The sequence below is a fragment of the Paeniroseomonas aquatica genome, assembly GCF_030409335.1.
Taxonomy (GTDB): domain Bacteria; phylum Pseudomonadota; class Alphaproteobacteria; order Acetobacterales; family Acetobacteraceae; genus Belnapia; species Belnapia aquatica.
The window spans coordinates 13,702-36,612 of the sequence record NZ_JAUFPN010000125.1 but is presented as its reverse complement, the minus strand read 5'-3'; the positions used below and the strand labels follow the sequence as shown (position 1 = coordinate 36,612).

Annotated in this window: 19 protein-coding genes; 3 read left to right on the top strand and 16 right to left on the bottom strand. The window is 72.3% G+C overall.

Translation table 11 applies throughout. The features are described 5' to 3' along the window. Positions 1-87: 87 nt before the first annotated feature. The 7 genes from QWZ14_RS11120 to QWZ14_RS11090 all read right to left on the bottom strand — a co-directional run bounded on the left by QWZ14_RS11120 (position 88) and on the right by QWZ14_RS11090 (position 8,540). Complete coding sequence (locus QWZ14_RS11120; protein ID WP_290316725.1) at positions 88-2,880, bottom strand: phosphoenolpyruvate carboxylase; 2,793 nt, start codon at positions 2,878-2,880, stop codon at positions 88-90. Positions 2,881-2,952: 72 nt separating this feature from the next. Continuing rightward, positions 2,953-3,849 (bottom strand): NAD(P)H-hydrate dehydratase, encoded by an 897-nt coding sequence (locus QWZ14_RS11115; RefSeq protein ID WP_290316724.1) that lies wholly within the window; start codon positions 3,847-3,849, stop codon positions 2,953-2,955. Continuing rightward, the gene (locus tag QWZ14_RS11110) at positions 3,846-4,631 is read right to left on the bottom strand and encodes a histidine phosphatase family protein (protein ID WP_290316723.1); all 786 of its coding nucleotides are present in this window, start codon (positions 4,629-4,631) and stop codon (positions 3,846-3,848) included. Before QWZ14_RS11110 ends, QWZ14_RS11115 begins: the two co-directional genes overlap by 4 nt. 117 nt (positions 4,632-4,748) lie before the next feature. Then, on the bottom strand, positions 4,749-5,885 hold the full coding sequence (locus QWZ14_RS11105) for a DegT/DnrJ/EryC1/StrS family aminotransferase (RefSeq protein WP_290316722.1): 1,137 nt from the start codon (positions 5,883-5,885) through the stop codon (positions 4,749-4,751). 106 nt (positions 5,886-5,991) lie between these two features. After that, positions 5,992-6,993, bottom strand: coding sequence for an NAD-dependent epimerase/dehydratase family protein (locus QWZ14_RS11100; RefSeq protein WP_290316721.1), 1,002 nt, complete (start codon positions 6,991-6,993; stop codon positions 5,992-5,994). Positions 6,994-7,071: 78 nt separating this feature from the next. Then, positions 7,072-8,175, bottom strand: a complete 1,104-nt coding sequence (locus QWZ14_RS11095) for a potassium channel family protein (RefSeq protein WP_290316720.1) — start codon at positions 8,173-8,175, stop codon at positions 7,072-7,074. Beyond that, the gene (locus QWZ14_RS11090; RefSeq protein WP_290316719.1) at positions 8,172-8,540 is read right to left on the bottom strand and encodes a RidA family protein; all 369 of its coding nucleotides are present in this window, start codon (positions 8,538-8,540) and stop codon (positions 8,172-8,174) included. The genes QWZ14_RS11095 and QWZ14_RS11090 overlap by 4 nt, the downstream gene beginning before the upstream one ends. A gap of 195 nt (positions 8,541-8,735) precedes the next feature. On the opposite strand from QWZ14_RS11090, the gene QWZ14_RS11085 reads away from it, so the two are divergent. Next, positions 8,736-9,572: an amidohydrolase family protein gene (locus tag QWZ14_RS11085; protein ID WP_290316718.1), complete on the top strand. Its 837-nt coding sequence runs from the start codon at positions 8,736-8,738 to the stop codon at positions 9,570-9,572. 36 nt (positions 9,573-9,608) lie between these two features. On the opposite strand, the gene QWZ14_RS11080 is transcribed toward QWZ14_RS11085, so the two are convergent. From QWZ14_RS11080 to QWZ14_RS11070, 3 genes are read right to left on the bottom strand one after another with little or no spacing between them, the layout of a single operon-like run. Continuing rightward, positions 9,609-11,846, bottom strand: a complete 2,238-nt coding sequence (locus QWZ14_RS11080; protein WP_290316717.1) for a xanthine dehydrogenase family protein molybdopterin-binding subunit — start codon at positions 11,844-11,846, stop codon at positions 9,609-9,611. Beyond that, positions 11,843-12,325, bottom strand: coding sequence for a (2Fe-2S)-binding protein (locus tag QWZ14_RS11075; protein ID WP_290316716.1), 483 nt, complete (start codon positions 12,323-12,325; stop codon positions 11,843-11,845). The genes QWZ14_RS11080 and QWZ14_RS11075 overlap by 4 nt, the downstream gene beginning before the upstream one ends. 4 nt (positions 12,326-12,329) lie before the next feature. Then, positions 12,330-13,199, bottom strand: coding sequence for an FAD binding domain-containing protein (locus tag QWZ14_RS11070; protein ID WP_290316715.1), 870 nt, complete (start codon positions 13,197-13,199; stop codon positions 12,330-12,332). A gap of 250 nt (positions 13,200-13,449) precedes the next feature. On the opposite strand from QWZ14_RS11070, the gene QWZ14_RS11065 reads away from it, so the two are divergent. Then, the gene (locus QWZ14_RS11065) at positions 13,450-13,863 is read left to right on the top strand and encodes a (R)-mandelonitrile lyase (RefSeq protein WP_290316714.1); all 414 of its coding nucleotides are present in this window, start codon (positions 13,450-13,452) and stop codon (positions 13,861-13,863) included. A gap of 25 nt (positions 13,864-13,888) precedes the next feature. Here the strand turns inward: QWZ14_RS11065 and QWZ14_RS11060 are convergent, their stop codons facing one another. Both QWZ14_RS11060 and QWZ14_RS11055 read right to left on the bottom strand, forming a co-directional pair. Then, complete coding sequence (locus QWZ14_RS11060; RefSeq protein WP_290316713.1) at positions 13,889-15,112, bottom strand: serine hydrolase domain-containing protein; 1,224 nt, start codon at positions 15,110-15,112, stop codon at positions 13,889-13,891. A 111-nt stretch (positions 15,113-15,223) separates the two neighbouring features. After that, positions 15,224-15,814: an NADPH-dependent FMN reductase gene (locus tag QWZ14_RS11055; protein WP_290316712.1), complete on the bottom strand. Its 591-nt coding sequence runs from the start codon at positions 15,812-15,814 to the stop codon at positions 15,224-15,226. A 368-nt stretch (positions 15,815-16,182) separates the two neighbouring features. Between QWZ14_RS11055 and QWZ14_RS11050 the strand changes: the two genes are divergently transcribed. Continuing rightward, entirely contained in the window at positions 16,183-16,602 is a 420-nt protein-coding gene (locus QWZ14_RS11050) for a response regulator (protein ID WP_290316711.1), read from the top strand. Here QWZ14_RS11050 and QWZ14_RS11045 read toward each other — a convergent pair. The 4 genes from QWZ14_RS11045 to katG form a co-directional block, all read right to left on the bottom strand. Then, positions 16,560-17,279, bottom strand: coding sequence for a response regulator transcription factor (locus tag QWZ14_RS11045; RefSeq protein WP_290316710.1), 720 nt, complete (start codon positions 17,277-17,279; stop codon positions 16,560-16,562). The two genes, QWZ14_RS11050 and QWZ14_RS11045, sit on opposite strands and share 43 nt — an antisense overlap. 474 nt (positions 17,280-17,753) lie before the next feature. Beyond that, the gene (locus QWZ14_RS11040; protein WP_290316709.1) at positions 17,754-19,304 is read right to left on the bottom strand and encodes a phospholipase D family protein; all 1,551 of its coding nucleotides are present in this window, start codon (positions 19,302-19,304) and stop codon (positions 17,754-17,756) included. An 81-nt stretch (positions 19,305-19,385) separates the two neighbouring features. Further along, a complete protein-coding gene (locus tag QWZ14_RS11035) occupies positions 19,386-20,282 on the bottom strand; it encodes an endonuclease/exonuclease/phosphatase family protein (RefSeq protein ID WP_290316708.1) in 897 nt (298 codons plus the stop codon). Positions 20,283-20,510: 228 nt separating this feature from the next. Further along, on the bottom strand, positions 20,511-22,721 hold the full coding sequence (gene katG / locus QWZ14_RS11030) for a catalase/peroxidase HPI (RefSeq protein ID WP_290316707.1): 2,211 nt from the start codon (positions 22,719-22,721) through the stop codon (positions 20,511-20,513). Positions 22,722-22,911: the final 190 nt, after the last annotated feature.

Sequence of the window (22,911 nt, the reverse complement as noted above, 5' to 3'; positions counted from 1 at the left end):
CGGTCTCTCCGGCGGCGTTCGGCGCTGAACGCCGCAGGGCGGCCGGAGTTGGCGCGGCGGAGGGAGGAGCCCCGATACCGGCGCCGCCTAGCCGAAGGCCCCCACCTCATGCGTGATCGCCGCCCCGCAGCCCCGCACCAGCCCGAACAGCGTCGCCATGGGCCGGAAGATCGCCGCATGTTCCGCGGCATAGCTCAGCCCTTCCCGCGGCGGCGCCGGCTCGCCGAAGTCGAGACCGACGACGGCGCCGGGAGCCGCGGGGAAGACCTCCTCGAGCAGGGTCAGTGCCGCCTCCACGTCAAGCTGCAGGATGCGGGTGACCAGCGTGTCCCGGGCCGCGCCGTGCCGCGGCGAGAATTCCGGCACCGCCACCGCCAGCAGCCAGATGCGGTGGATCAGCGCCAGGCGCAGCGCATGCAGCAGCACCAGCCGGTCCTGCATCACCGGCAGCTCCGGCCAGGCGTGGCGCAGCGCCAGGTGGTCGGCCTGCAGCCGGCGGAACAGCTTGCGGACCGGCGCATCGAGGTCGAGGCCCTCCACCGCCGTCGCCACTTCCAGCAACTCCTCGCGCCGGCCTGGCCGCCGGGTGAAGCCGGCGCGGTCGAGCCAGGGCCCGGGGTCGAGGGTATCGACCACCGCCCGCAGCACGCCGAGGTCGGAGCAGGCGGCGGCCCGCGCCGCCATGGCCAGCGCCCGGGCGAAGCGCGGGGACTTCGCCCGTAATTCCTGGAAGGCATCCGGATTGGCCGAGGCCGCCGCGCCCAGCCCATGCACCGAATTCGCCATCCAGCCGAGCTGCTGCAGGATGGCGTTGTTCGGGATGGCGCGCAGCTGGCCGGGATGGCTGATCCGCACCGGGCCGCCCATGCCATCGGCCTGCCGCACCGCCGGGCGTGAGCCGGTGCGGTCGAGCAGCCCCGGCCCGAAGGCGCCGAGGAGTGCGGCATAGCCGGGGTCGGCGACCAGCGCCTGCATCTCCCGCCGCACGGTGGCGAAGAAATCCGCGACGTAGTCGGCCTCGGCATAGACCGGGTCGTTCACGTCCCCGGCGGGCGCGAAGGCATGCCGGGCGATGCCGGCGATGGTCGCCCGGGCCAGCGCCGGGGTGCCGAACAGCAGGTAGCCGTCGCCACCCTGGAAGGCGGTCTCCTCCCGCAGCTTCAGCCCGGCCCGGTCGAGCGCCATCCGCGCCTGCGGCGGCGAGAGATAGGCGAAGCGGTCCGCCAGGCTGTCCGGGTGGCCGCCGCGGCCGACGCTCTCGCCATGGGTGTCGAAGAGCACCACCTCGATGCCGTCCAGCTTGTGCCGCCGCAGCAGCTCCACCAGCCGCAGCTTGAGGCGCTCCGCCAGGTAGCTGCCGGCGAGCTGGCCGACGTAGCGGCCGCTGTCGGAATAGCCGAATTGCAGGCAGATGCGGCCCTGGGCGCGCAGGTAGTCGCGGTAGTGCGGGCTGCGCAGCGCCTCCTCCAGCACCCGCTCGCCGCGGTCGAGCGCCTCCGCCGTCTCGAACAGCGGCGAGATCTCGATGGCGCGGTCGGCGCCCAGCCGCCTGGCCAGCCACAGCGCGGCGAGCAGGGTGTAGCCGGTCTCGGTCTCGGCGATGAGGAAGCGGATCGGGGCGGAGCCATCCACATGCTTGGCGATCTGGGCGCAGATCAGCATCAGCCGGGCGGCCGAGGCCTGTTCCGCCAGCAGCGCGCCGAAGTCGACCGGCAGCGGCTCCACCGCGCCGAGCGCCTCGTTGATCTCGACCAGCAGGCCGCGGCGCTGGGCCATGTCCTCGGCGCTGATGGTCAGGCCGAGGCGCTGGCGCACCGCATTGTGCAGCTGCGCCGCGTTCAGCCGCATGTGGGTATGGGCCAGCGCCAGCCCATGCGCCGCCAGCCCGGCGCGGGCGACGGCCAGGCCCATCCGGGCGGCGTCGTCCGGCGCGGCGGCCAGCGCCGCCGGGAAGAGCGCCATGAGCGGCTCGGTGCCGACCATCGCCGCGTCGCGCCGGCCGATCAGGGCCGTGGCCAGGGCCTGCACCGCCAGCGGCTCCGGCTTGTCCGGCACCGCCTCGATCTGCGCCTCGACCGCCGCGAGGGCGGCGGCCACCCGCTCGGCCAGCGGCGCGGCGCAGTCGCCGAGCCTGCCGAACTGTGCCGCCAGCCGTTCGAGCTGCAGCCGCTTCATGGTCAGCCGCAGCCGCAGCGTGTCCCACCAGCCGATGTCGGTGCGGCCGTCGGTGTCGTAGCCGACCCAGGTCGCCAGCAGCACCGGCCGCGGCACCAGGCTGGACCAGCGGTCGGGCCAGACGGCCTTGCCTGCGCGCAGCAGCGCCTCGGTCAGCCCGTCGATCGCATCCCGCCCGCGCTCGATCGCCGCCGCGGCCTGGCGGAATTCCTCGGCCAGGGTGGGTGCGCTGGGCCGGTGGCCGAGGCCGAGCGGGAACGCCGCCCCGCTCGCCGCCACGGCCAGCGCCGCGCCGGTCTCGGGCGGCAGGGAGAAGGTCGGGTGGGCGGTGAAGACCGCGGCGAAGCGCGGCGTCTCCAGCAGGGCGCGGTAGCGGGCGAAGGGGACGGGGCTGTCGTCCGGGTCCGGCCGCACCAGCCGGGCCGCCAGCGCCGCCATGTCCGGCACGCCGCCGCCGGCCGCGGCCGGCTCCAGCCCGACATAGGCGGCGAGGCGCCGGGCGCGGTCGGTCGCCGCCGCATCGGCCAGCCGCTGCACCATGTCGCCCAGCTGGGCGAGGTCGAGCGCCCCGTCATCCATCCGCCGGCTGATGGCGAGGGCGATGAGCAGCACCGGGTCGCCGAAGGGGTCCTGCGCCGCGGCGGCGCGGGCCTCCCGGAGGCGGGCGAGGAGTTCCTCGAGGGGGTCGGGGGCGATGTCGGGCATGCCGTGATGTTGCACCTGCGAAGGAGAGGAAGGCCAGCCGTTTCCGCCCGGCCGGCCGAGGCGCCCCCGGGCTCAGCCGCCCTGGGCGACCTCGCGCATGATCCGCGGCAGCTCCGCCGGGATCTCCCGGGCGAGGAAGCCGATCGGCCCCTGGGCCTGCGCCAGGCGGTTGCCGGCCTCGCCATGCAGGAAGACGCCCCAGAGGGTCGCCACCACCGGCGCGGCGCCGCGCGCCATCAGCGCCGCGATGATCCCGGCCAGGGTATCGCCGGAGCCGGAGGTGGCGAGGCCGACGTTGCCCTGGTCGCAGGACCAGGCCTGGCCCTGCGGCGAGACGATGTGGGAGCAGCCGCCCTTCATCACCACCACGGCGCCGAGCAGCGCCGCGGCCTGCCGGGCCGCCCCCAGCGGATCGGCCTCGACCGCCGCCTTCGGGAGGTCGAGCAGCCCGGCCATCTCCCCGGCATGCGGCGTCAGCACCAGCCGCCCGGCGTGACGCCGCAGCGCCGGCCGGCAGTCGCGCAGCCCCGCCAGCGCCTCGGCATCGAGCACGAAGCCCGCGCTGCCCTCGGCGTCGGCCAGCAGGTCCCGGGTCAGGGCGGCGACCGCCGCCGCATCGAGCATGCCCGGTCCCAGCACCACGGCATCCACGCCGCCGATGCGGCCGGCGAGGCGGGACGCCTCGGCCGGGTCGATCCCGCCCGCGGGGGTTTCCCCGAGGCCGGTGACCCGGGCCTCCGGCATGGCGAGGGCAAGCTGGGGGGCCATGCTGCGGACGGTGGCGATCTGCAGCTTGCCCGCCCCGGCCCGCAACGCGGCCATGCCGCTGAGATAGGCCGCGCCCGGCACCTCGGTGCTGCCGCCGATCACCAGCACCCGGCCGCGGCGGTTCTTGTCCTCACCCTCGCGGTGCTCGGGCAGCGGCATGGCGCGCAGCAGCGCGGCGTCGACCGGCTCGACGGCGCTCATCGGGCCGCCCTCGGGGCGTCCGCCTCGGCCGTCACCGGGGCGCCGCCGGCCTCGAGCGGCACGGTGAAGTTGTAGGTCTGCAGCACCAGCCCGCCGCGCGGCCCGGCCGCCGCGTCGAAGCCATAGGCGGTGACCCCGCAATTGGCGACGTCGCCCTCGGCATCGATCGCCAGGATCTGTTCCTCGGTCATCTGCTCCAGCAGGTAGCGCAGGCAGAGCACCACCACCTGGTGCGCCACGATCAGCACCCGCGCCCCGGCATGGTGCAGCGAGATGGTATCGAGCGCCCCGCGCAGCCGCAGGATGACGTCGCACCAACTCTCGCCGCCCGGCGGCCGGTGGTAGAACTTGCCGAGGATCCGCCGCATCTCGGCCTGGTCGGGGTGATCCGACTCGATCCCGTAGCGGGTCAGCCTGTCGAGGATGCCGAATTCCTTCTCCCGCAGCCGCTCGTCGAGGATGAAGTCGGCGGGCGCCGCCGCCACCCCGCCGGCGGCCTGCATGAGCTCGGCGGTCTGCCGCGCCCGCAGGTAGGGCGAGGCCAGGACCACGTCCGGCCGCTCCGGCTGCTCGGCGAACCAGCGCCCGAGCGCCGAGGCCTGGGTCTCGCCCCGCTGGCTGAGCGGCACGTCGACGTCGCGGCCGAGGGTGTCGATCCGCGGCAGCCGGGCCGCATGGGCGAGGTCGCGGGCGACGTTGCCGCTGCTCTCGCCGTGGCGGACGATCCAGAGCCGGTCGGGCCATCGCTGGCGGCCGCCGGGGCTGGGCATCGATGGGGTCATGGGGTGGGGCTCATGGCGGCTCGCTCAGCGGTGCAGCCATGGCTAACGCGGCGGGTGGCCGAGGTATGCGCGCCCGGCGGCGGGAAATCCCCGCCGCCGGGCGCTTTCGCGGGTGCCTCAGCCCGCCAGGTTGCGCAGCCCGGCGCAGACGCGGCCGACCTGCTCGTCGGTCAGCTCCGGGTACATCGGCAGGCTCACCACCTCCTGCGCCGCCCGCGAGGTCTCGGCGCAGCCGGCCGGGCCGAGGGCGGTGCGGCCGGCATAGGCGGATTGCTCGTGCACCGGCACCGGGTAGTGGATGCCGGTGCCGACGCCATCGGCCCGCAGCCGCGCCATCAGCTCGGCCCGCGCGCCGGTGCGGAGCACGTACTGGTGAAAGACATGCTCGCTGTCCGCCCGGCGCACCGGCGGCGACAGCGGGCCGCCCTCCAGCGCCGCGTCGTAGGCGGCGGCGATCTCCCGTCGGCGGGCGTTGTTGGCGTCCAGCACCTGCAGCTTCACCCGCAGGATGGCGGCCTGGATCTCGTCCAGCCGGCTGTTCACCCCGACCAGGGAGGAGACGTAGCGCTCGCGCCAGCCGTACTGGCGGATGGCGCCGATGCGGTCGGCCAGCTCGAAGTCGTCGGTCGCCAGGATGCCGCCGTCGCCGAGGGCGCCGAGATTCTTGGTGGGATAGAGCGAGAAGGCCGCGGCATTGCCCATGGTGCCGACCCGGCGGCCGCCGAGCATGGCGCCATGCGCCTGGGCGCAGTCCTCGATCAGCGCCACCCCGGCCCGCTGGCAGGCCGCCAGCATCGGGTCGAGGTCGCAGGCTTGGCCATAGATGTGCACGGCGATGGCGGCGCGGATCGGCGGCAGGCCCGGCGGCGGGTCCTCGAGCACCGCGGCCAGCTCGTCCGGGTCCATGGTGAAGGTGTCGGGGTCGATGTCGAGCAGCAGCGGCGTGGCGCCGGCCATCTCGATCGCCGCCACGGTGGCGACCGCGGTATGCGAGACGGTGGCGACGGTGCAGCCCTCGCCGATGCCCATCCCGCGCAGGATCAGCGCCAGCGCGTCGGTGCCGTTGGCGCAGCCGACGGCGCGGGTGGTGCCGAGCCACTGGGCGAATTCCTGCTCGAAGGCCTCGCCCTCCTTGCCCAGGATGTACCACCCCGAATTAAGCGCGCGGGCCACCGCGGCATCGATCTCGGCCTGCTGCGCCCGGTAACCGGCCCCGGGATCGGCCTGGGCGATAATGCTCTGCGTGGCGTTCATGACGGTGTCCCTTGGACCGTGTCGCAAGACTCTTCGCGGAAGGCGGCCGGGGAGGATACTAGCCGATTCTCTCCCCGCCGGCGTCCTCGTCCGGCTATCGCCGGGCTCAGGTGTAATCGGCCAGCCGCGTCCGGTACCAGTCGAGCGACCGGGCCAGCCCCTCGTCCAGCCCGACCCGGGGCGCCCAGCCGGTGGCGGCCCGGAAGGCCCGGTCGTCGGCGTGGTAGCTGCCGATGTCGATCGGCGCCCGGTCGGCGGGGAAGGACTTCACCGCGTAGTGGCCCTGGCCGCCATTGGCCGAGATCAGCCGGTCGGCGAGCTCCAGCAGGCTGGCCGGCGGCGAGCCGCCGAGGTTGAAGACCCGTCCGGCGACCGCCGGGCGCGGCGCGTATTCGGCCGAGCGCAGGAAGGCGTCCACCACGTCGTCGACATAGGTCATGTCGCGCAGCTGCTCGCCGCCCCAGACCTCGAACCCCTCGCCCTTCAGGCACTGGCGGATCCAGATGCCGAGGAAGGTCTGCCGGGCGTCGCGGATGCGCAGGCGCGGGCCATAGCAATTGGTCAGCCGCAGCGAGACGACGGGGCGGCCGAGCACCCGCTGCTCCAGCAGCCAGTACTGCTCGCCGGCCCATTTCGAGACGCCGTTGGCATCGGGCGGATTGACCGGATGGACCTCGTCGACCGGCAGGTAGGTCGGCCGGCCGTAGAACTGCCGGGTCGAGGCATGCACCACCGTCGCCTGCGGCGCCGCCTCGCGCATCACCTGGATCAGCCGCACCTGCGAGACGGCGTTGATGGCGATATCCGCCACCGGGTCCTTCTGCCCGCCCATGTGGCTGGTCTGGGCCGCCATGTTGAAGAGCACGTCGACGCCCTGGCAGAGCGAGGCCAGCTCCACGTCGCGGATGTCGCCGCGCACGAGCAGCACCGAGGCGCCCTCGAGATTGGCGATATTGGCGCCGCCGTCCTCGAACATCGCGTCGAGCGCGGTCACCCGCGCGCCCTGCGCGGCCAGGGCATGGCACAGGGCGCTGCCGAGGAACCCTGCCCCGCCGGTCACCAGCACGCGCTTGCCGCGCCAGAAGGCGGCTCTCTCCGCGTCGGTCATCGATCCCTGTCCTTCCCTGCCGCGCCACTTGGCACGGCGACACCCTATCCGTCACCGATGAATGCGGCGGAACCGCGCCTATTCCCCGGCCCCGCCGCGGCGCACCACGCCGGTCTCGCCGCGCTGCGCCGCGGCGGCACCGAGCGGGCGCGATGCCGCCCCGGAGATACCATGCCCGGACATTCCACCCATGGGGGAATAAGCAATCCGCGAGGCAGCGGAACCGTGACCATCCGGCGCCGGTCCCGGCTGGTCCGGCAGCCCGGCGCGGCTGCCGCGCATGATCTCGAAGAAGCCGAAGAGCAGCAGCAGCTGCGCCAGCAGCATCTGGATGCTGGCCAGCAGCCGGATGCCGTCGTCCGACGGCAGGATATCGCCGTAGCCCACGGTGGAGAGCGTCACCACGCTGAAATGCAGGGCATCCGAGAAGCCGACGTGGATCGGCCCATGGGTGCTGTTGAACAGCGGCGCCGAGGAGAGCCCGTCGGCGATCCGGTAGAGGCAGCCGAAGACCACCGTCAGCAGCGCCCAGAGGCTGGAATAGGCGGCGATCGGCACCGCCAGCCGGGACAGCCGCAGGGTCACCGCCCGGAAGATCACCGCGATGTCGACCAGCAGCCGTACCACGTCGCCGACCGCGACGGCGCTGACCACGGCGATCACGCCCATGGCGCCAATCAGCGCCAGCCCCTGCCCCGTCTCGTCCAGCCGGTTGATCGGGAAGGCGAGCGAGACCACGCCGACCACCCCGATCACCGCCAGCCAGCGGGCGAAGCGCGGCAGGTGGGCGAGGTCGGCCGCCTGCTCCTCCTGCGCCCAGGCGGCCAGCGTGGCGCGCCGCAGCCAGCAGGCGCCGACGAAGCTGGCGACCGGCAGGATGAAGCCGATGCCGCGCGCCCAGCCGGCCGCGCCCGGGAAGCCGGCCCGGCCGAGCACGACATAGAGGCAGGCATACATCGCCAGGCCATTGGCGGTGCCGAGCGAGAAGGCCGGACCGTGCGGAAACAGCAGGTACAGGGCGCCGATCGCCGCCGCGGAGCTGCCCAGCACCACCAGCGGGAAGGCACCGCCCCGGTCGGCGATGCCGCCGGCGACCAGCAGCATCAGCACCAGCGACAGGCCGAGCGCCGAGAGGAAGCCGCGCGGCGTGCGCCGCCGGCGCAGCCGCGCCGCGGGCGTCACGCGACGTCGGCGGCCGGCAGGGCGGCGACGCCGGTGATCTCGACCCGCCAGCGCGGGTCGACCAGCGGCGCCTGGATGGTCATCCGCGCCGGCTTCGCCCTGGGGTCGAGCCAGCGGTCCCAGGCGAGGTTCATGGCCGCCGCATCGCGGATATCGGCCAGCACCACGGTGATGCTCAGCAGCCCGGCCTTGCTGGTGCCGGCCTCGGCCAGCAGGATGTCGATCTGCGCCAGCACGTCGGCGGTCTGGCCTTCGGCATCGAGACTCGGGTCATCGGCCACCTGGCCGGCGAGATAGACCAGCCCGCCATGCACGACGGCACCCGAGAGCCGTCCCTCCTCCGCCAGCCGCCTGATCGCCGCCATCGCCTGCCTCCCCGCCCGGTCCGAAGCGGCACGTTACGCAGAAAGCGGCAGCGCGGGTACCCGCCACGACAGCGCCACGATACTGCCCGCCGCAGCGCCTCCGGCGGCGGCCGGCCAGGGCAGCCTGGCTTCGGCCGCCCTTGGTCGCGCGGCGGGCCCGGCCTAGCCTTCCCGCAGCAGCCAGGGAGGCCGGCAATGGCGATCATCGATGCCCAGGTCCATGTCTACGAGCGCAACCACCCCGGCCGCCCCTGGGTCGATGCCCTGAACGGCCCGCCCGAGGTCACCGCCGATACCATGGTCGCCGCCATGGATGCGGTCGGCGTCGACGGCGCGCTGCTGGTCTCGGTGCATTCCATGTACCGCTACGACGCCAGCTACGCGGTGGAGGCCCACGCCGCGCATCCCACCCGCTTCGCGCTGATCAAGCCGGTGGACCCGGCGGACCCCGCCGTCGCCGAGACCATCGCCGACTGGAAGGCGCAGCCCGGCACCGTCGCCATCCGGGTGATGATGCGCGCCGACGTCCCGACCGATCCGGCCGACCCTGGGCTGAACCGGGTGCTGGCCGCGGCGGGGCGGCATGGGCTGCCGGTGAACCTGCTGGCCTATGGCCGGCTGGAGCAGGTCGCCGGCCTAGCGGCGCGCAACCCGGATACCAGCATCGTCGTCGACCACCTCGGCCTGCCGCAGCCCTTTGTGCCGCCGGCGCCGCCGGAGCCCTGGGCCGAGCTGCCGAAGCTGCTGGCGCTGGCGGCGCGGCCGAACGTCGCGGTGAAGATCACCGGCGCCTGCACCCTGTCGCACCGGCCCTACCCTTACGCGGATATCTGGGCGCCGCTCAGCCGGATCTTCGAGGCCTTCGGCCTCGAGCGCTGCCTCTGGGGCACCGACTGGACCCGGGCGGTGGCGCTGCTGAGCTATGCCGAGGGCGTGGAGGCCTTCCGCAGGTCCGACCTGCTGTCGGACAGCGACCGCGCCATGCTCATGGGCGGCAGCGCGGCGCGGATCTACCGCTGGACGCCGGGATAGGCCCCCGGGGGGAGCACCGCTCCCCCCGGCTTCGCCTCAGGCCCCGTCGAGCCCCGCCAGCACCCGCGGCGGCGACATCGGCAGCGCATAGAAGCGCTTGCCGAGCGCATTCGCCACCGCATTGGCGACCGCGGCCAGCGGCGGCACCAGCGGCACCTCGCCGACGCCGCGCACGCCCTGCGGGTGCTTCGGGTTGGGGATCTCGATCATGACCGTGTCGAGCATCGGCAGGTCGGAGCAGACCGGCATCCGGTAGTCGAGGAAGCCGGCGTTATCGACCTTGCCGTTCCTGTCGTAGATGTATTCCTCGCTCAGCGCCCAGCCGATGCCCTGGGCGGCGCCGCCCTGCATCTGGCCTTCGACGTAGCTCGGGTGGATGGCACGGCCGACGTCCTGGAACGAGGTGTAGCGCAGCACCCGGACGATCCCGAGCTCGGCATCCACTTCCACGTCGCAGATATGGGTGGCGAAGCCGCCCTCGGCGCCGGTGGTATTGAGCTGGACGCCGGCGCCGATCGGGCCGCCGGTCTCGCTCGCGCGGGCGGCGAGGTCGGCCAGGCTGAGGCCGGGGAATTTGCCGGCGTTGTCGCCGGCCGGCCGGGCCTCGCCATCCTCCCAGGTGACCGCCTCCGGGTCGATCTTCCAGATCTTCGCGGCGCGTTCACGGAGGGTGGTGATGACCTTCTCGGTCGACTGGGTGACCACCATGGCGGAGGCAAACAGCACGCGGCTGCCGCCGGTGAGGTTGCTGTAGCCGATGCTGGCGGTGTCGCCGATCTGGACCGAGACCCGGTTGTAGTCGATGCCCAGCAATTCCGCGGTGATGTTGGCGATCGAGGCGCGCGAGCCGCCGATGTCCGGATGGCCGGTGGTCACCGCGACGTTGCCGTCCTCGGTGATGTTCACCTGGGCGCTGCTCTCGCCGCCGGCGTTGAACCAGAAGCCGCTGGCCACGCCGCGGCCCTGCAGCTTGCCCAGCGGCGCCTTGTAGTGGTCATGCGCCCTGGCCGCCTCGAGCGTCTCGACGAAGCCGATGCGCGGGAAGACCGGGCCATGCGCCGCCTTGGTCCCCTGCTTCGCTGCATTCTTCAGCCGCAGCTCCAGCGGGTCGATCTTCAGCGCCTCGGCCAGCTCGTCCAGCACGCATTCGACCGCATAGGCGCCGATCGGCGCGCCCGGGGCGCGATAGGCCGCGACCTTGGAGCGGTTGGAGACGACGTCGAAGCCGAGGGAGTGGACGTTCGGGATGTCGTAGGGGGCGAAGGCGCAGCCGGCGGCGCCGCGGATCGGCGAGCCCGGCAGGGCGCCCGCCTGGAGGTAGAAGGTGCCCTGGCCGGCGACGATCTTGCCGTCCCGGGTGGCGCCGATCTTGACCGTACTTTTGGAGCCCGAGGTCGGGCCGGAAGCGCGGAAGACCTCCTCGCGGCTCATGGTCATCTTGACCGGGCGGCCGGATTTCTTGGCGAGCAAGGTCGCCACCGGCTCGAGGTAGATGATGGTCTTGCCGCCGAAGCCGCCGCCGATCTCGGCCGGGATGGCGCGGATGTCGCTCTGCGGGATGCCGGTCAGCAGCGAGGTCATGGCGCGGACCATGAACTGCCCCTGGGAGGAGCTGAAGATCACCGCCTTGCCGTCGCCGGAGACGCTGACCAAGCAGGCATGCGGCTCGATGTAGCCTTGGTGGACCGGCTCGGTGCTGAAGCTGCGCTCGATGATGACATCGGCCCCGGCGAAGCCGGCCTCGACGTCGCCGAGCTTGTGCTCGAGCTTGCCGGCGATGTTGGAGGGCTTGCCTTCGAACTGGATGAAGTCGTGCAGGATGGGCGCGCCCGGCTGCATCGCGTCATCGATGTCGATGACATGCGGCAGCACCTCGTAGTCCACCACGATGAGCCTGCAGGCCTCGGCGGCGATCTCCTCGGAGGTGGCGGCGACGGCGGCGACGGGGTGGCCGTGGAACAGCGCCTTCTCCCGCGCCATCACGTTGCGGCACATCCAGCGCATGTCCTGGATGCCCAGCATGACCGACTTGTCGAGCGGGAAGTCCACCAGATCCTTCGCCGTCACCACCGCCTTCACCCCCGGCAGGGCCTCGGCCTTGCTGGTGTCGATCGACTTGATCCGGGCATGGGCATGCGGGCTGCGCAGCACCTTGCCCCAGATCAGCCCGGGCAGCGTGGTATCGGCGGAATAGGCGGCACGGCCGGTGACCTTGTCGGCACCGTCCGGACGGATGGTGCGCTGGCCGATCCACTTGTTGCTGATGACGTTCATGCCGCGTTCTCCCGCATGTCGGCGGCGGTCTCGAGCACCGCCCGGACGATCTTGTCGTAGCCGGTGCAGCGGCAGAGGTTGCCGGCCAGCCAGAAGCGGACCTCGGTCTCGCTGGGGTCGGGGTTGCGCTCGAGCAGCGACCGCGCGGCCATCAGCACGCCGGGGGTGCAGATGCCGCACTGCAGCGCCGCCATCTCGAGGAATTTCTGCTGCAGCGGATGCAGCGCCTCGCCGGTCGCCATGCCCTCGATGGTGGTGATGCTGGCGCCCTCGGCCTCCATCGCCAGCATCAGGCAGGCGCAGACCAGGCGGCCGTCGAGGGTGACGCTGCAGGCGCCGCAGTCGCCGGAGCCGCAGCCTTCCTTGCTGCCGGTCAGGCCGAGCGGGCCGCGCAGGACGTCGAGCATGCTCTGGTGGGGCTCGCAGAGGAACTCCATCGGCTCGCCGTTGATGGTCGTCGAGATATGCTGCTTGGCCATGGGCTCAGCCCCCCTTCGCGCGGTCGGCGGCGATCGCCACAGTGCGCTTCAGCAGCACGCCGGCAACCTTGGTGCGGTAGACGATGGTGCCGCGCTTGTCGTCGATCGGCTTGCAGGCGGCGCGGCAGGCGGCGGCGGCGGCCTCGACGGAGGCCTCGTTCAGCGTGCTGCCGATCAGGGCGCGGGCGGCATCCCCGACCAGCAGCACGGTGGGCGCCACCGCGCCGAGGCCGACCCGGGCGGCGGTGACCTTGCCGCCGGCCATGGTCAGGCTGACGCCGACGCCGACCACCGCGATGTCCATCTCGGTGCGCGGGATCATGCGCAGATAGGCGTCGCTGGAGCCGGCCGGGCGCGGCGGCAGGGTGAAGCTGACAACGATCTCGCCGGGCTTGAGGTTGGTGCGGCCGGGGCCGGCGGGGACCGCCTCGACCGGCATCTCGCGCCGGCCGGCGGGGCCCTGCACGGTGACGACGGCGCCGGCGGCGATCATGGCGGGAACGCTGTCCCCGGCCGGGGAGCCGTTGCAGAGGTTGCCGCCGGGCGAGGCGCGGCCCTGGACCTGGGTGGAGCCGATGAGGTTCACCGCCTCGAGCACGCCGGGCCAGACCCGGCCGAAGCGCGGATGCTCGCCGAGCGCCGCGCCGGAGACCGCGGCGCCGATCCGGAAGCCGCCGCCGGCGGTCTCCTCGATGCTGGTCATCTCCGAGATCTTCTTGATGTCGACGATCAGCCCGGGGCGGATCACGCCGGCACGCATCTGCACGAGGAGGTCGGTACCCCCGGCCAGGATGCGGGCGGCGCCCTGGGCTGCGGCAAAGGCACCGACCGCTTCGTCGAGCGTCTTCGGCGCCAGGTATCGGATGTCTGTCATTGGTTGTTTCCCGTCCCCGGTCCACCCCCGTTGGTCCGGAGGCGTCGCCCCTGGTCAGGCACGCAGGGTCCGGGAAGGCTACGCTGGCAGGCGGAGGTGGTATAGCCCTCTTCATTCCGCCTGACGGCGTCCCGGCAGGCCGGATTCAGGGTCCGGCAGGTGCCGGCCCGGCGATTGACCCGGCGGCGGGCGGCGCCGCATCCTCGGCCGGATGCGCCCGCGAGAGGCGCCGCTACCCGGAGGAGTCGCCATGCAGATCGTCCGCGCCGCAGACCGCCCCACCAGGCCCGCCCCGGCCGCCAACTTCACCGGCACCGTCTACCAGGATGAGGTGGTCACCGGCACCCTGCCCTCCCGGCTGCGGGCCAGCGTGGTCTCCTTCACGCCGGGTGCCCGGACCGCCTGGCACCGGCATCCGGTCGGGCAGACCCTCTATTGCCTCTCGGGCGTCGGCCGGGTGCAGCGGGAGGGCGAGCCGGTGCGGGCGCTGCATCCCGGCGACACCGTGCTGATCCCGCCGGGCGTGCGGCACTGGCATGGCGCCGCGCCGGACCGGATCTTCGCGCATCTGGCCATGTCCGAGAACGGCCCGGGCGGCGAGGGTACCGAATGGCTGGAGGCGGTCGCTGAGGCGGATTACGCCGCGGCGCCGCCAGCAGCCTGAGGCCTGCCGGCGCCCGGTCCGGGCGTCAGTCGATGATGGCCTGGTAGGTCAGCACCCGCAGCTCCCGCCGGATCGGATAGGTCGAGGAGGGCATGAGCTGGGTGAGGAGGATGACCGCCATCTCCTCCGCCGGGTCGATCCAGAAGGCGGTGCTGGCGGCCCCGCCCCAGGCGTATTCCCCCGGCGTCCCCAGCACCTGCGCCCGGGCGGGATCCAGCATGACGGAGAAGCCGAGGCCAAAGCCGATGCCCTCGTAGCTGGACTCGCTGAAGCGGGGCTGGCCCATCGCCGCCATGTCGCCGCCGAGGTGGTTGGCGGTCATCAACTCCACCGTCTTGCGGCCCAGCAGGCGGGTGCCGTCCAGCTCGCCCTTGTTCAGCATCAGGCGGCAGAAGCGGAGGTAGTCGCCGGCGGTGGAGCAGAGGCCGCCGCCGCCCGAGCAGATCCGGCCGGGCTGGATGAAGCGGCTGGTCGCGGGATCGTCGATCAGCGCCGGCCGGCCATCCGGGCCGCGGGCGTAGTTGGCGGCGAAGCGGGGCAGCTTCTCCGGCGGCACCTGGAAGCCGGTGTCGGCCATGCCGAGCGGCCGGAGCACCCGCTCCTGCAGGAAGTCCTCGAATGGGCGGCCGGAGATGACGGCAACGAGGTGCCCGAGCACGTCGGTGGCGATGCTGTAGTTCCAGGCGGTGCCGGGCTGGGCCAGCAGCGGCAGCCGCGCGGCACGTTCCACCACCTCGCCCAGGGTCGCGTCGGAGGTCTGGAAGTCGACGCCCTCGGACCGGTAGAGCGCATCCACCAGGGTGGATTCCATGAAGCCGTAGGTCAGGCCGGAGGTATGGGTCAGCAGGTCGCGGAAGCTGATGTCGCGGACCGCCGGCACCGTCTCCACCCGGCCGCGGGCGCCGCCGGCCATGACGCGCTGGTCACGGAAGCAGGGCAGGAAGCGGGTGATCGGGTCGTCGAGCTGGAAGCGGCCCTCTTCGTACAGCATCAGGATGGCCAGGCTGGTGAGCGGCTTGGTCATCGAATAGATGCGGACGATGGTGTCCTCGGCCATCGCGGTGCCGCGCGCCTGGTCGGCCAGCCCGGCAGAGCGGCGGTAGGCCACGCCGCCACGGCGGGCGACGGTCACGCTGAGGCCGGCGAGCTTGCCCTCCTCCACCAGCCGGTCCATCCAGCCGTCGATCCGGCCGAGGCGCTGCGACGACAGCCCCACGGCTTCGGCATCCGTCCGCACGACCATGTCCATGGATCTTCTCCGCCCCCGGCCCCGCAATCCGGAGCATCCGGGGAAGGTGTAGCCCAGGCCGGCAGAGGCTGTCTAAAGCGCCAGCGTGACCAAGCCCGCGACCGGCACCGATCAGTAGGGCGGCGGCCTCTGCTCGCGCTGCCGGCGGCCGGCCTCCGTCCACCAGTCGAGATCCTCGGCGAAGCGCGGGAAGGCGCGGGCCAGCGCCTCGCCCCCCTCCCCCACCGGCGCCCCGCCCTCGTCGAGGGCCTTGGTGATCGGCCCGACCATCAGGGTGCTCGAGATGACGACCATGCCCATCTCGGAAAGGATGCCGTGCCAGACGAAATTGGCCCGGGCCCCGGCCAGCCGTCCGGCCGAGTAGCTGGCGATGGCCGCCGGGCGCCAGAACCATTCCTCGAGGAAGTGGTCGGTCAGGTTCTTGAGGCCCGGCTGGACCCCCCAGTTGTACTCGCCGGTGACGAAGACGAAGGCATCGGCACGCCGGATCTTCCCTGCCAGCGTCTCGAGAGGCTCGGGCGCCGTGCCGGCGGGATATTCCTTGTACATGCGGTCCAGCATGGGCAGGCCGATGGCCTGGGCATCGATCAGCTCGGCCTGGGCTCCGCGCGCGGCGAAGGCGGCGACGAGGTAGCGGGCCAGCCGGATGCCGGCGCGGTCCGCGCGGTAGGAGCCGTAGAGGACGAGAATCGACGCAGCCATGGAACCTCCTGGACCGGCCCGGGCGCGTCCGGCGCCGGCGCTGCGACCGATGATAGCAGCCCGGCCAAGGCCCCGGCGTCACGCGGCCGTGGGCGACGGCGGCAGGATCGGCGGACGCCATCGCCGACCGCACCTGAGGTCGTTTCTCAGCGCCGCGCTGCAAGTGCTTCAGCCGGCCCGCTATAGTTGCCAGTTAATGAACCGGCGTTCGGCGGGCAACGCGGCGCCTCTGCGCGTGCTTTCGAGGAGAGCACAACTTATGCGGGTAAAATCGCCGTGGGGCCACCACCAGACCCCTCACAGATCAGCAAATCGGGCGCAGTATCTTACCCAGAGCTTGCTGAGCTTTTATGTGGGGAGTTGCAGCGATGGCTGTGCTGCTGGTCGAGGATGATACCGTTGTCCGGCTGACGCTGGCCGATTTTCTCCACGAGACTGGTCTTGAAGTCCTGGAGGCGTGCAGCGCCGACGAAGCGATGCGGATCCTGGTGGACCCGCTGCAGCACGTGGACATCCTGGTGACAGACCTCGACCTCGGTCCCGGTGACGATGGCCTGGTCCTGGCGAGCAAGGCGCGGCGGCGCCTCCCGGACCTGCAGGTCGTCTATGCGACCGGCAGTCCCGAGAAGTTCGTCGGCCACGTCTTAGCTCCCTGGGAGAAGCGCTTCGCCAAGCCCTTCGATCCTACGGTCCTGGCCAGCACCGTGGTCGGGCTCAGCGAGACGATCGACCGCCAGCGGCTGGCTCAGCTGCGACCGGCTCCGGCGATGGTGGCGTCGAGCCTGTAGCCGCCGTTCTCGGTCAGCAGCAGACGGGGCTGGGCCGGATCGGCCTCGATCTTCTGCCGCAGGCGGTAGACGTGGGTCTCGAGGGTGTGGGTCGAGACCGCGCTGCTGTAGCCCCAGACCTCGTTGAGCAGCACCTGGCGCGCCACGCGCTTGCCGCCGGCGCGGTAGAGGAACTTCAGGATCGCGCATTCCTTGTCGGTGAGCCGGATCTTGCGGTTGCGGGCGGGCTCCTGCAGCAGGCGGACGCTGGGGCGGAAGACGTAGGGGCCCATCAGGAAGACCGCGTCCTCTGAGTTGTCGAACACCCGCAGCTGGGCCCGGACCCGGGCGAGCAGCTCGGGGAGGCGGAAGGGCTTGGCGAGGTAGTCGTTGGCGCCGGCGTCGAGGCCCCGGACCACGTCCTTCTCCGCATCCGCGCCCGTCACCATGATCACCGGCATACGGCGGCCGTCGCGGCGCAGCTTGGCGCAGAAGTCGCGGCCGTCGCTGTCGGGCAGGCCGACGTCGAGCAGGATCGCGTCGTAGCGGGCGCTGGCATTGGCCAGCAGCAGCTCGGCCGCGGCCGCGCTCTCGGCTTCGTCGGCGCTGAACTCGCCCCCGGAGAGGATCTGCTCGGCCATGGTGGCCCGGAGGGCGGCATCGTCTTCGACGATCAGGATATGGCGCAGGGCAGACATCGGGGGCTCCGGACGATTTCTTTGGTTCACCAGTGAACCTGCAGATCGTCTACAGGTTGAACCTACAGGTGCAAAATCACTCATTTGCGAGTTTTGTCGCAAAATTCGAGAAGTCGTGACCGGATGCCTCATCTTTGTCGACGGCGAGACGCAGTGCCGGGCTGCGGCACGCCCGACCGGCTGATCGCGTCAACGGCGCGGCGGCCCGGGGCGTGTACAACCGAAACGCAAGCTCCGCAGCCTCATCCAACGCATCCGTTACGGCGGGTCCGGTCACAAGACATCAGGGCATGCCCCGGGGGACCCACTCCGGAGCTCGTCCTCCGCTCAGTCGCTTTTACGCCCGGAAGCGCCGGTTTTTGGACAGGCCGGGCCATCGCAGGCTGGCCTTGAACGCGAAGCCGGCGCGAAGGGGCCCGGTGCCCGTGTCGCGTCCTGGCACCGATGCGGCATGCGCCTGGCCGGCCGCCGTGGTCAGAGTTGCGCCTCGATCGGCAGCAGCCGGACCAGACCGGCCAGGATCCGCCGTCGCAGCGAGGCATGCGGCTCCCCGGTCTCGATGCGATGCTGCCCCTGCGCGTCCCGGTCGCTCCAGACGAGGCGGCCTTCGGCCAGGCGCGGCCGCCAGCTCCGGGATGGCAGCGCCAGGCGGTCATGCTCGGCCTGCAGCCCGAGCGCCAGGCTGGTGTGCTCGGCGAAGACGCCCATTTCGGTGTTGAGCACCGTGGACCGCGGATCGAGGTTGAAGGAGCCGACGCAGACCAGCCGGCCGTCGACGACGAAGGCCTTGGTATGCAGGCTGGCCCCGCGGGAGCCGAAGAGGCTGGAGGTTTCGTCGCCGCTCGGCTTCAGCTCGAACAGCGCGATGCCGGCCTGCAGCAGCCGGCGGCGGTAGCGCGCGTAGCCGCCGTGGACCGCGACGACATCGGTCGCCGCCAGGGAGTTGGTGACGACGGAAATCCGGACGCCGCGCCGGGCCAGGCTCTCCAGCAGGGCGAGGCCGGCCTCGCCGGGGACGAAGTACGGGGAGATCAGCAGCGCCTCGGACTGCGCCTGGCGCAGGGCCTCGGCGACCTCGGGACCCAGGCCGCCGGCCGCCCGGGCCAGGCGGCGGGCCCGCAGCCCGCGGCGCGCCTTCCGCGGGGAATCGGCGACCACCCTGATGGCCCCGGCCGCCATCGCGGCGAGGTTGCGGGCCAGGTGCTCCGACAGCGTCGCCGTGCTGGGCAGCAGCGGATGGAAGGCGCGGGCGGCCGGCGAGGCCGCGGTGGCCGCGAAGCGGCGGCGCAGCGCCGGCAGCCCCCCTTTCGCATCCCGGGCGGCGCTGACCTCCCCGGCGCCCCGGGCCAGGGGGCTGCGCCAATAGGTTTCGAAGACCGCGGCCGCCTCGCGCGCCGGGGTGCCGGCCATGACGAGGTCGAGGTCGCGGAAGTTGAATTCCTCGGCGGCGTCGAAATAGGCATCGCCGATGTTGCGGCCGCCGGCGATCGCCAGGCAGCCATCGGCAATCCAGGCCTTGTTGTGCATCCTCCGGTTGAGGTGCCAGCCGCCGAGCAAGACCTCGAGGGCGAAGCCGAACCGGCCGAAGGCGGGCCAGCGGGTGCCGTTGAAGAGCCGCACCTCGATGCCGGGATGGCCGTCGAGGGCCGCCAGGACACGCTCGTGCCCGAGCGCGAAGACGTCGTCGAGCAGCATGCGCACCCGCACCCCGCGGTCGGCCGCCAGCAGCGCCTCCTGCGCCAGCAGCCGGCCGGTCAGGTCGCCGTGCCAGGCATAGTACTGGAGGTCGAGGCTGCGGCCGGCGGCGCGGGCGGAGGCGACCCGCAGGGCGAAGGCCTCGCGTCCCGAGACGACCAGGGCCGCCGCGGCCTCGGCGGCGCCGATCCCGGCCAGCGCCTGCGCCACCGTCGCGTCAAGGGCGGTGGCATCCGACGGCGGCCATGCGCCCTGGGGCGCGGCCGAGGCTTCGCCCGGGGCAACGACGGTCTCCGGCATCACCGGCGACAGCGACTGGCCATGGCCCATGTCCCCTCCCGCACGCCGCCTGATCCTTGCTGCAGCCTCAACGGTCGGGACGCGTCCGGGTTTGGCCGTGTCGCCGCCCGCTCAGGCCGCCTTGGCCTGCATCGGAGCGGCCGCCTCCAGCCCCGGCATGGCGAGCCTGATCCTCGCCTTGAGCGGCAGGTGATCCGAGGCGACCCGGGCCAGCGGGCTGTGATGCGCCTCGATGGTGAGGACGCGCGCCCGCGGGCAGCCCAGGATGCGGTCGAGCGAGAGCAGGGGCCGCCGCGAGGGAAAGCTCGCCGGCGTCTGGCCCACCGGGCCGAACAGGGGCTCGAAGGCGCGCAGGCCGGAACGGCGGGCGTCGCCCCGCCACTCGTTCAGGTCGCCCATCATCAGCGTCGGCAGGTCGGAGCCCGCCGCCAGGGCCGCCAGCACCGCCTCGACCTGGCGGGTGCGGCAGCGGCGGAGCAGGCCGAAATGGGCGGCGATGACCTGCAGCGGCGCGCCCGACCCGGGCAGGACCAACTCGGCGATGACGGCCCCGCGCGGTTCCGCACCCGGCAGGGCGAGGCGCCGGAAGCGGCAGATCGTGCCGGGGCGGACCAACAGGGCATTGCCATGCCAGCCGAGCCCATCGGGGATCTGCGAGACCGGGACCGGTACCAGCCCGGCACGCTGCTCGAGGGTGCGGACATCCAGCAGCCCGGTGCGGCGGCCGAAGCGGCGGTCCGCCTCCTGCAGGGCAACGACGTCGGCATCCAGCTCCGCGATGACGGAGGCGACGCGGCAGGGGTCGAACTTCCCGTCGGTGCCAACGCATTTGTGGACATTGTAGGAGGCGACCCGCAGGTCGATCGAGGGTGATGCGGGCGGTACCGCCTCGAGGCCCCGGCCGATGGCACCATGGGCTGCGGCGCGGCGGTCGATGCCATGCAGGTGACGGCCAGCGACGGCGTGGGAAACGGGCTGGCCCAGGCTCGACAGGCGCGACAGCTTCAACGGGCAAATCCTTGAGTTGCGGCAAGGTACCACTGATCCGGGCAAACAGGTGGCGTGGCAAGGCGGAAATCCAAGCCATGGGCCTCCGCGTGGCGATCCGTGCTGCCATGCAACCGCCCGTTCAGGTGCGGCGACCACCCCCTCGCCAAGCGCGGGATGCCGGCGGGCATCCGGCAAGCCGGGCGCAGCCAGGACCCTGGCTGCGCCCGGCCAGCGGACCGATCGACCTCAGGCGAGGTCGAAGCGATCGAGGTTCATCACCCGGGTCCAGGCCGCGACGAAATCACGCACGAACTTCCCCTGCGCATCGTCGCTGCCATAGACCTCGGAGACGGCGCGCAGCTGGGTATTGGCGCCGAAGACCAGATCGACGCGGGTTGCCGTCCACCGCGGCGCGCCGGTCGTGCGGTCGCGGCCCTCGTAGATGCCCTCGGTCTCCGGCGCCTTGGTCCAGCTCGTTCCCATGTCGAGCAGGTTGACGAAGAAGTCGTTCGTCAGCTGCCCCGGCCGCCTGGTGAGGACGCCTTCCACGACCTGGCCGTGGTTGGCGCCGAGGACCCGCAGGCCGCCCAGCAGCACCGTCATCTCCGGGGCCGTCAGCTTCAGCTGCTGCGCCCGGTCGAGCAGCAGTTCCTCGGGCGGGCTGCTGTAGTGCGCCTTGAGGTAATTGCGGAACCCGTCGGCGACCGGCTCGAGCACCTCGAAGGACTCCGCATCGGTCTGCTCCGCCGAGGCATCGGTGCGCCCGGGCGCGAAGGGCACCTCCACCGCCTGCCCGGCCTGCTGCGCCGCCTGCTCGACGGCGGCGCAGCCGCCGAGCACGATCAGGTCGGCGAGCGAGACCCGCTTGCCGCCGGCGGCCGAGCCGTTGAACTCGCGCTGGATGCCCTCGAGCTTCGCCAGCACCGCCGCCAGCCTGGCCGGCTCGTTCACTTCCCAGTCCCGCTGCGGCGCCAGGCGGATGCGCGCCCCGTTGGCCCCGCCGCGCTTGTCGGAGCCGCGGAAGGTCGAGGCCGAGGCCCAGGCGGTCGAGACCAGCTGCGCGGTGGTGAGTCCGGCGGCGAGGATCTTGGCCTTGAGCGCCGCGATGTCGGCGGCATCGACCAGCGGATGGGTCACCGGCGGGACCGGGTCCTGCCAGATCAGCTCCTCGGCCGGCACTTCCGGTCCGAGGTAGCGCAGCTTCGGCCCCATGTCGCGATGGGTCAGCTTGAACCAGGCCCGGGCGAAGGCATCCGCGAACTGGTCGGGATTCTCGTGGAAGCGCTTCGAGATCGGCGCGTAGATGGGATCCATCCGCAGCGCCAGGTCCGTCGTCAGCATCATCGGCGCATGCCGCACGGCGGGGTCGTGCGCGTCCGGCACGGTGTCCTTCGCCGCCGGGTCGGTCGGCGTCCACTGCCAGGCGCCGGCCGGGCTCTTGGTCAGCTCCCATTCGTAGCGGAACATGGTGTCGAAGTAGCCGTTGTCCCATTGGGTCGGGGTCGGCTTCCAGGCCCCCTCCAGGCCGCTGGTGATGGCGTGCAGGCTGTGGCCCTGGCCGAAGCTGTTCTTCCAGCCGAGGCCCATCTCCTCGATCTCGGCGCCCTCGGGCTCACGGCCGACATGGCTGACCTCGCCGGCGCCGTGGCATTTGCCGAAGGTGTGGCCGCCGGCGATGAGGGCCACGGTCTCCTCGTCGTTCATCGCCATGCGGGCGAAGGTCTCGCGGATATCGCGGGCGGAGGCGAGCGGGTCCGGCTTGCCGTTCGGCCCCTCCGGGTTCACGTAGATCAGCCCCATCTGGACCGCGGCCAGCGGCTTGGCCAGGTCGCGTTCCCCGGTGTAGCGCTTGTCGCCCAGCCAGGTGTCCTCCTCGCCCCAGAAGATGTCCTCGCCCGGCTCCCAGTGGTCGACGCGGCCGCCGCCGAAGCCGAATGGCTTGAGGCCCATGGACTCGATCGCGCAATTGCCCGCGAAGATGATGAGGTCGCCCCAGGAGATGCTGCTGCCGTACTTCTTCTTCACCGGCCAGAGCAGCCGCACCGCCTTGTCGAGGTTGCCGTTGTCCGGCCAGCTGTTCAGCGGCGCGAAGCGCAGCGTGCCGGCGCCGGCGCCGCCGCGGCCGTCGCCGGTGCGATAGGTGCCGGCGCTGTGCCAGGCCATGCGGATGAAGAGCGGCCCGTAGTGGCCGTAGTCCGCCGGCCACCAGTCCTGCGATGTCTTCATCAGTGCGAAGAGGTCCTGGCGCAGGGCGTTCAGGTCGAGTTTCTTGAACGCCTCCGGGTAGCTGTAGCCCTTGCCCAGTGGATTGATCTCGGGCGGGTTCTGATGAAGAATCTTGAGGTTCAACGCATTCGGCCACCAGTCGCGGTTCGACCGGCCGCCGAAGCTCGTGTGCCGTGCCCCGCCGTGCATGACGGGGCACTGGCCGCTGCTGGTGCTGCTGTTGCCGTCCATGATGTCCTCCGGTGCTGATTGCTTTCCCCGCGGACCGAGCCCCGGCCGCGGTTGCCTCGCCGCTGCTTCGCTCCGTGCCCGGCGCGAGACAGGAATACCGGGTGGCGCCCGATGCTGGCCCGTCGCCCCGGCCAATCCCGGCGGGGCGCGTCACCGTCTGCAGGCGTTCTCCGGTCCGCCGTGCCTCCTT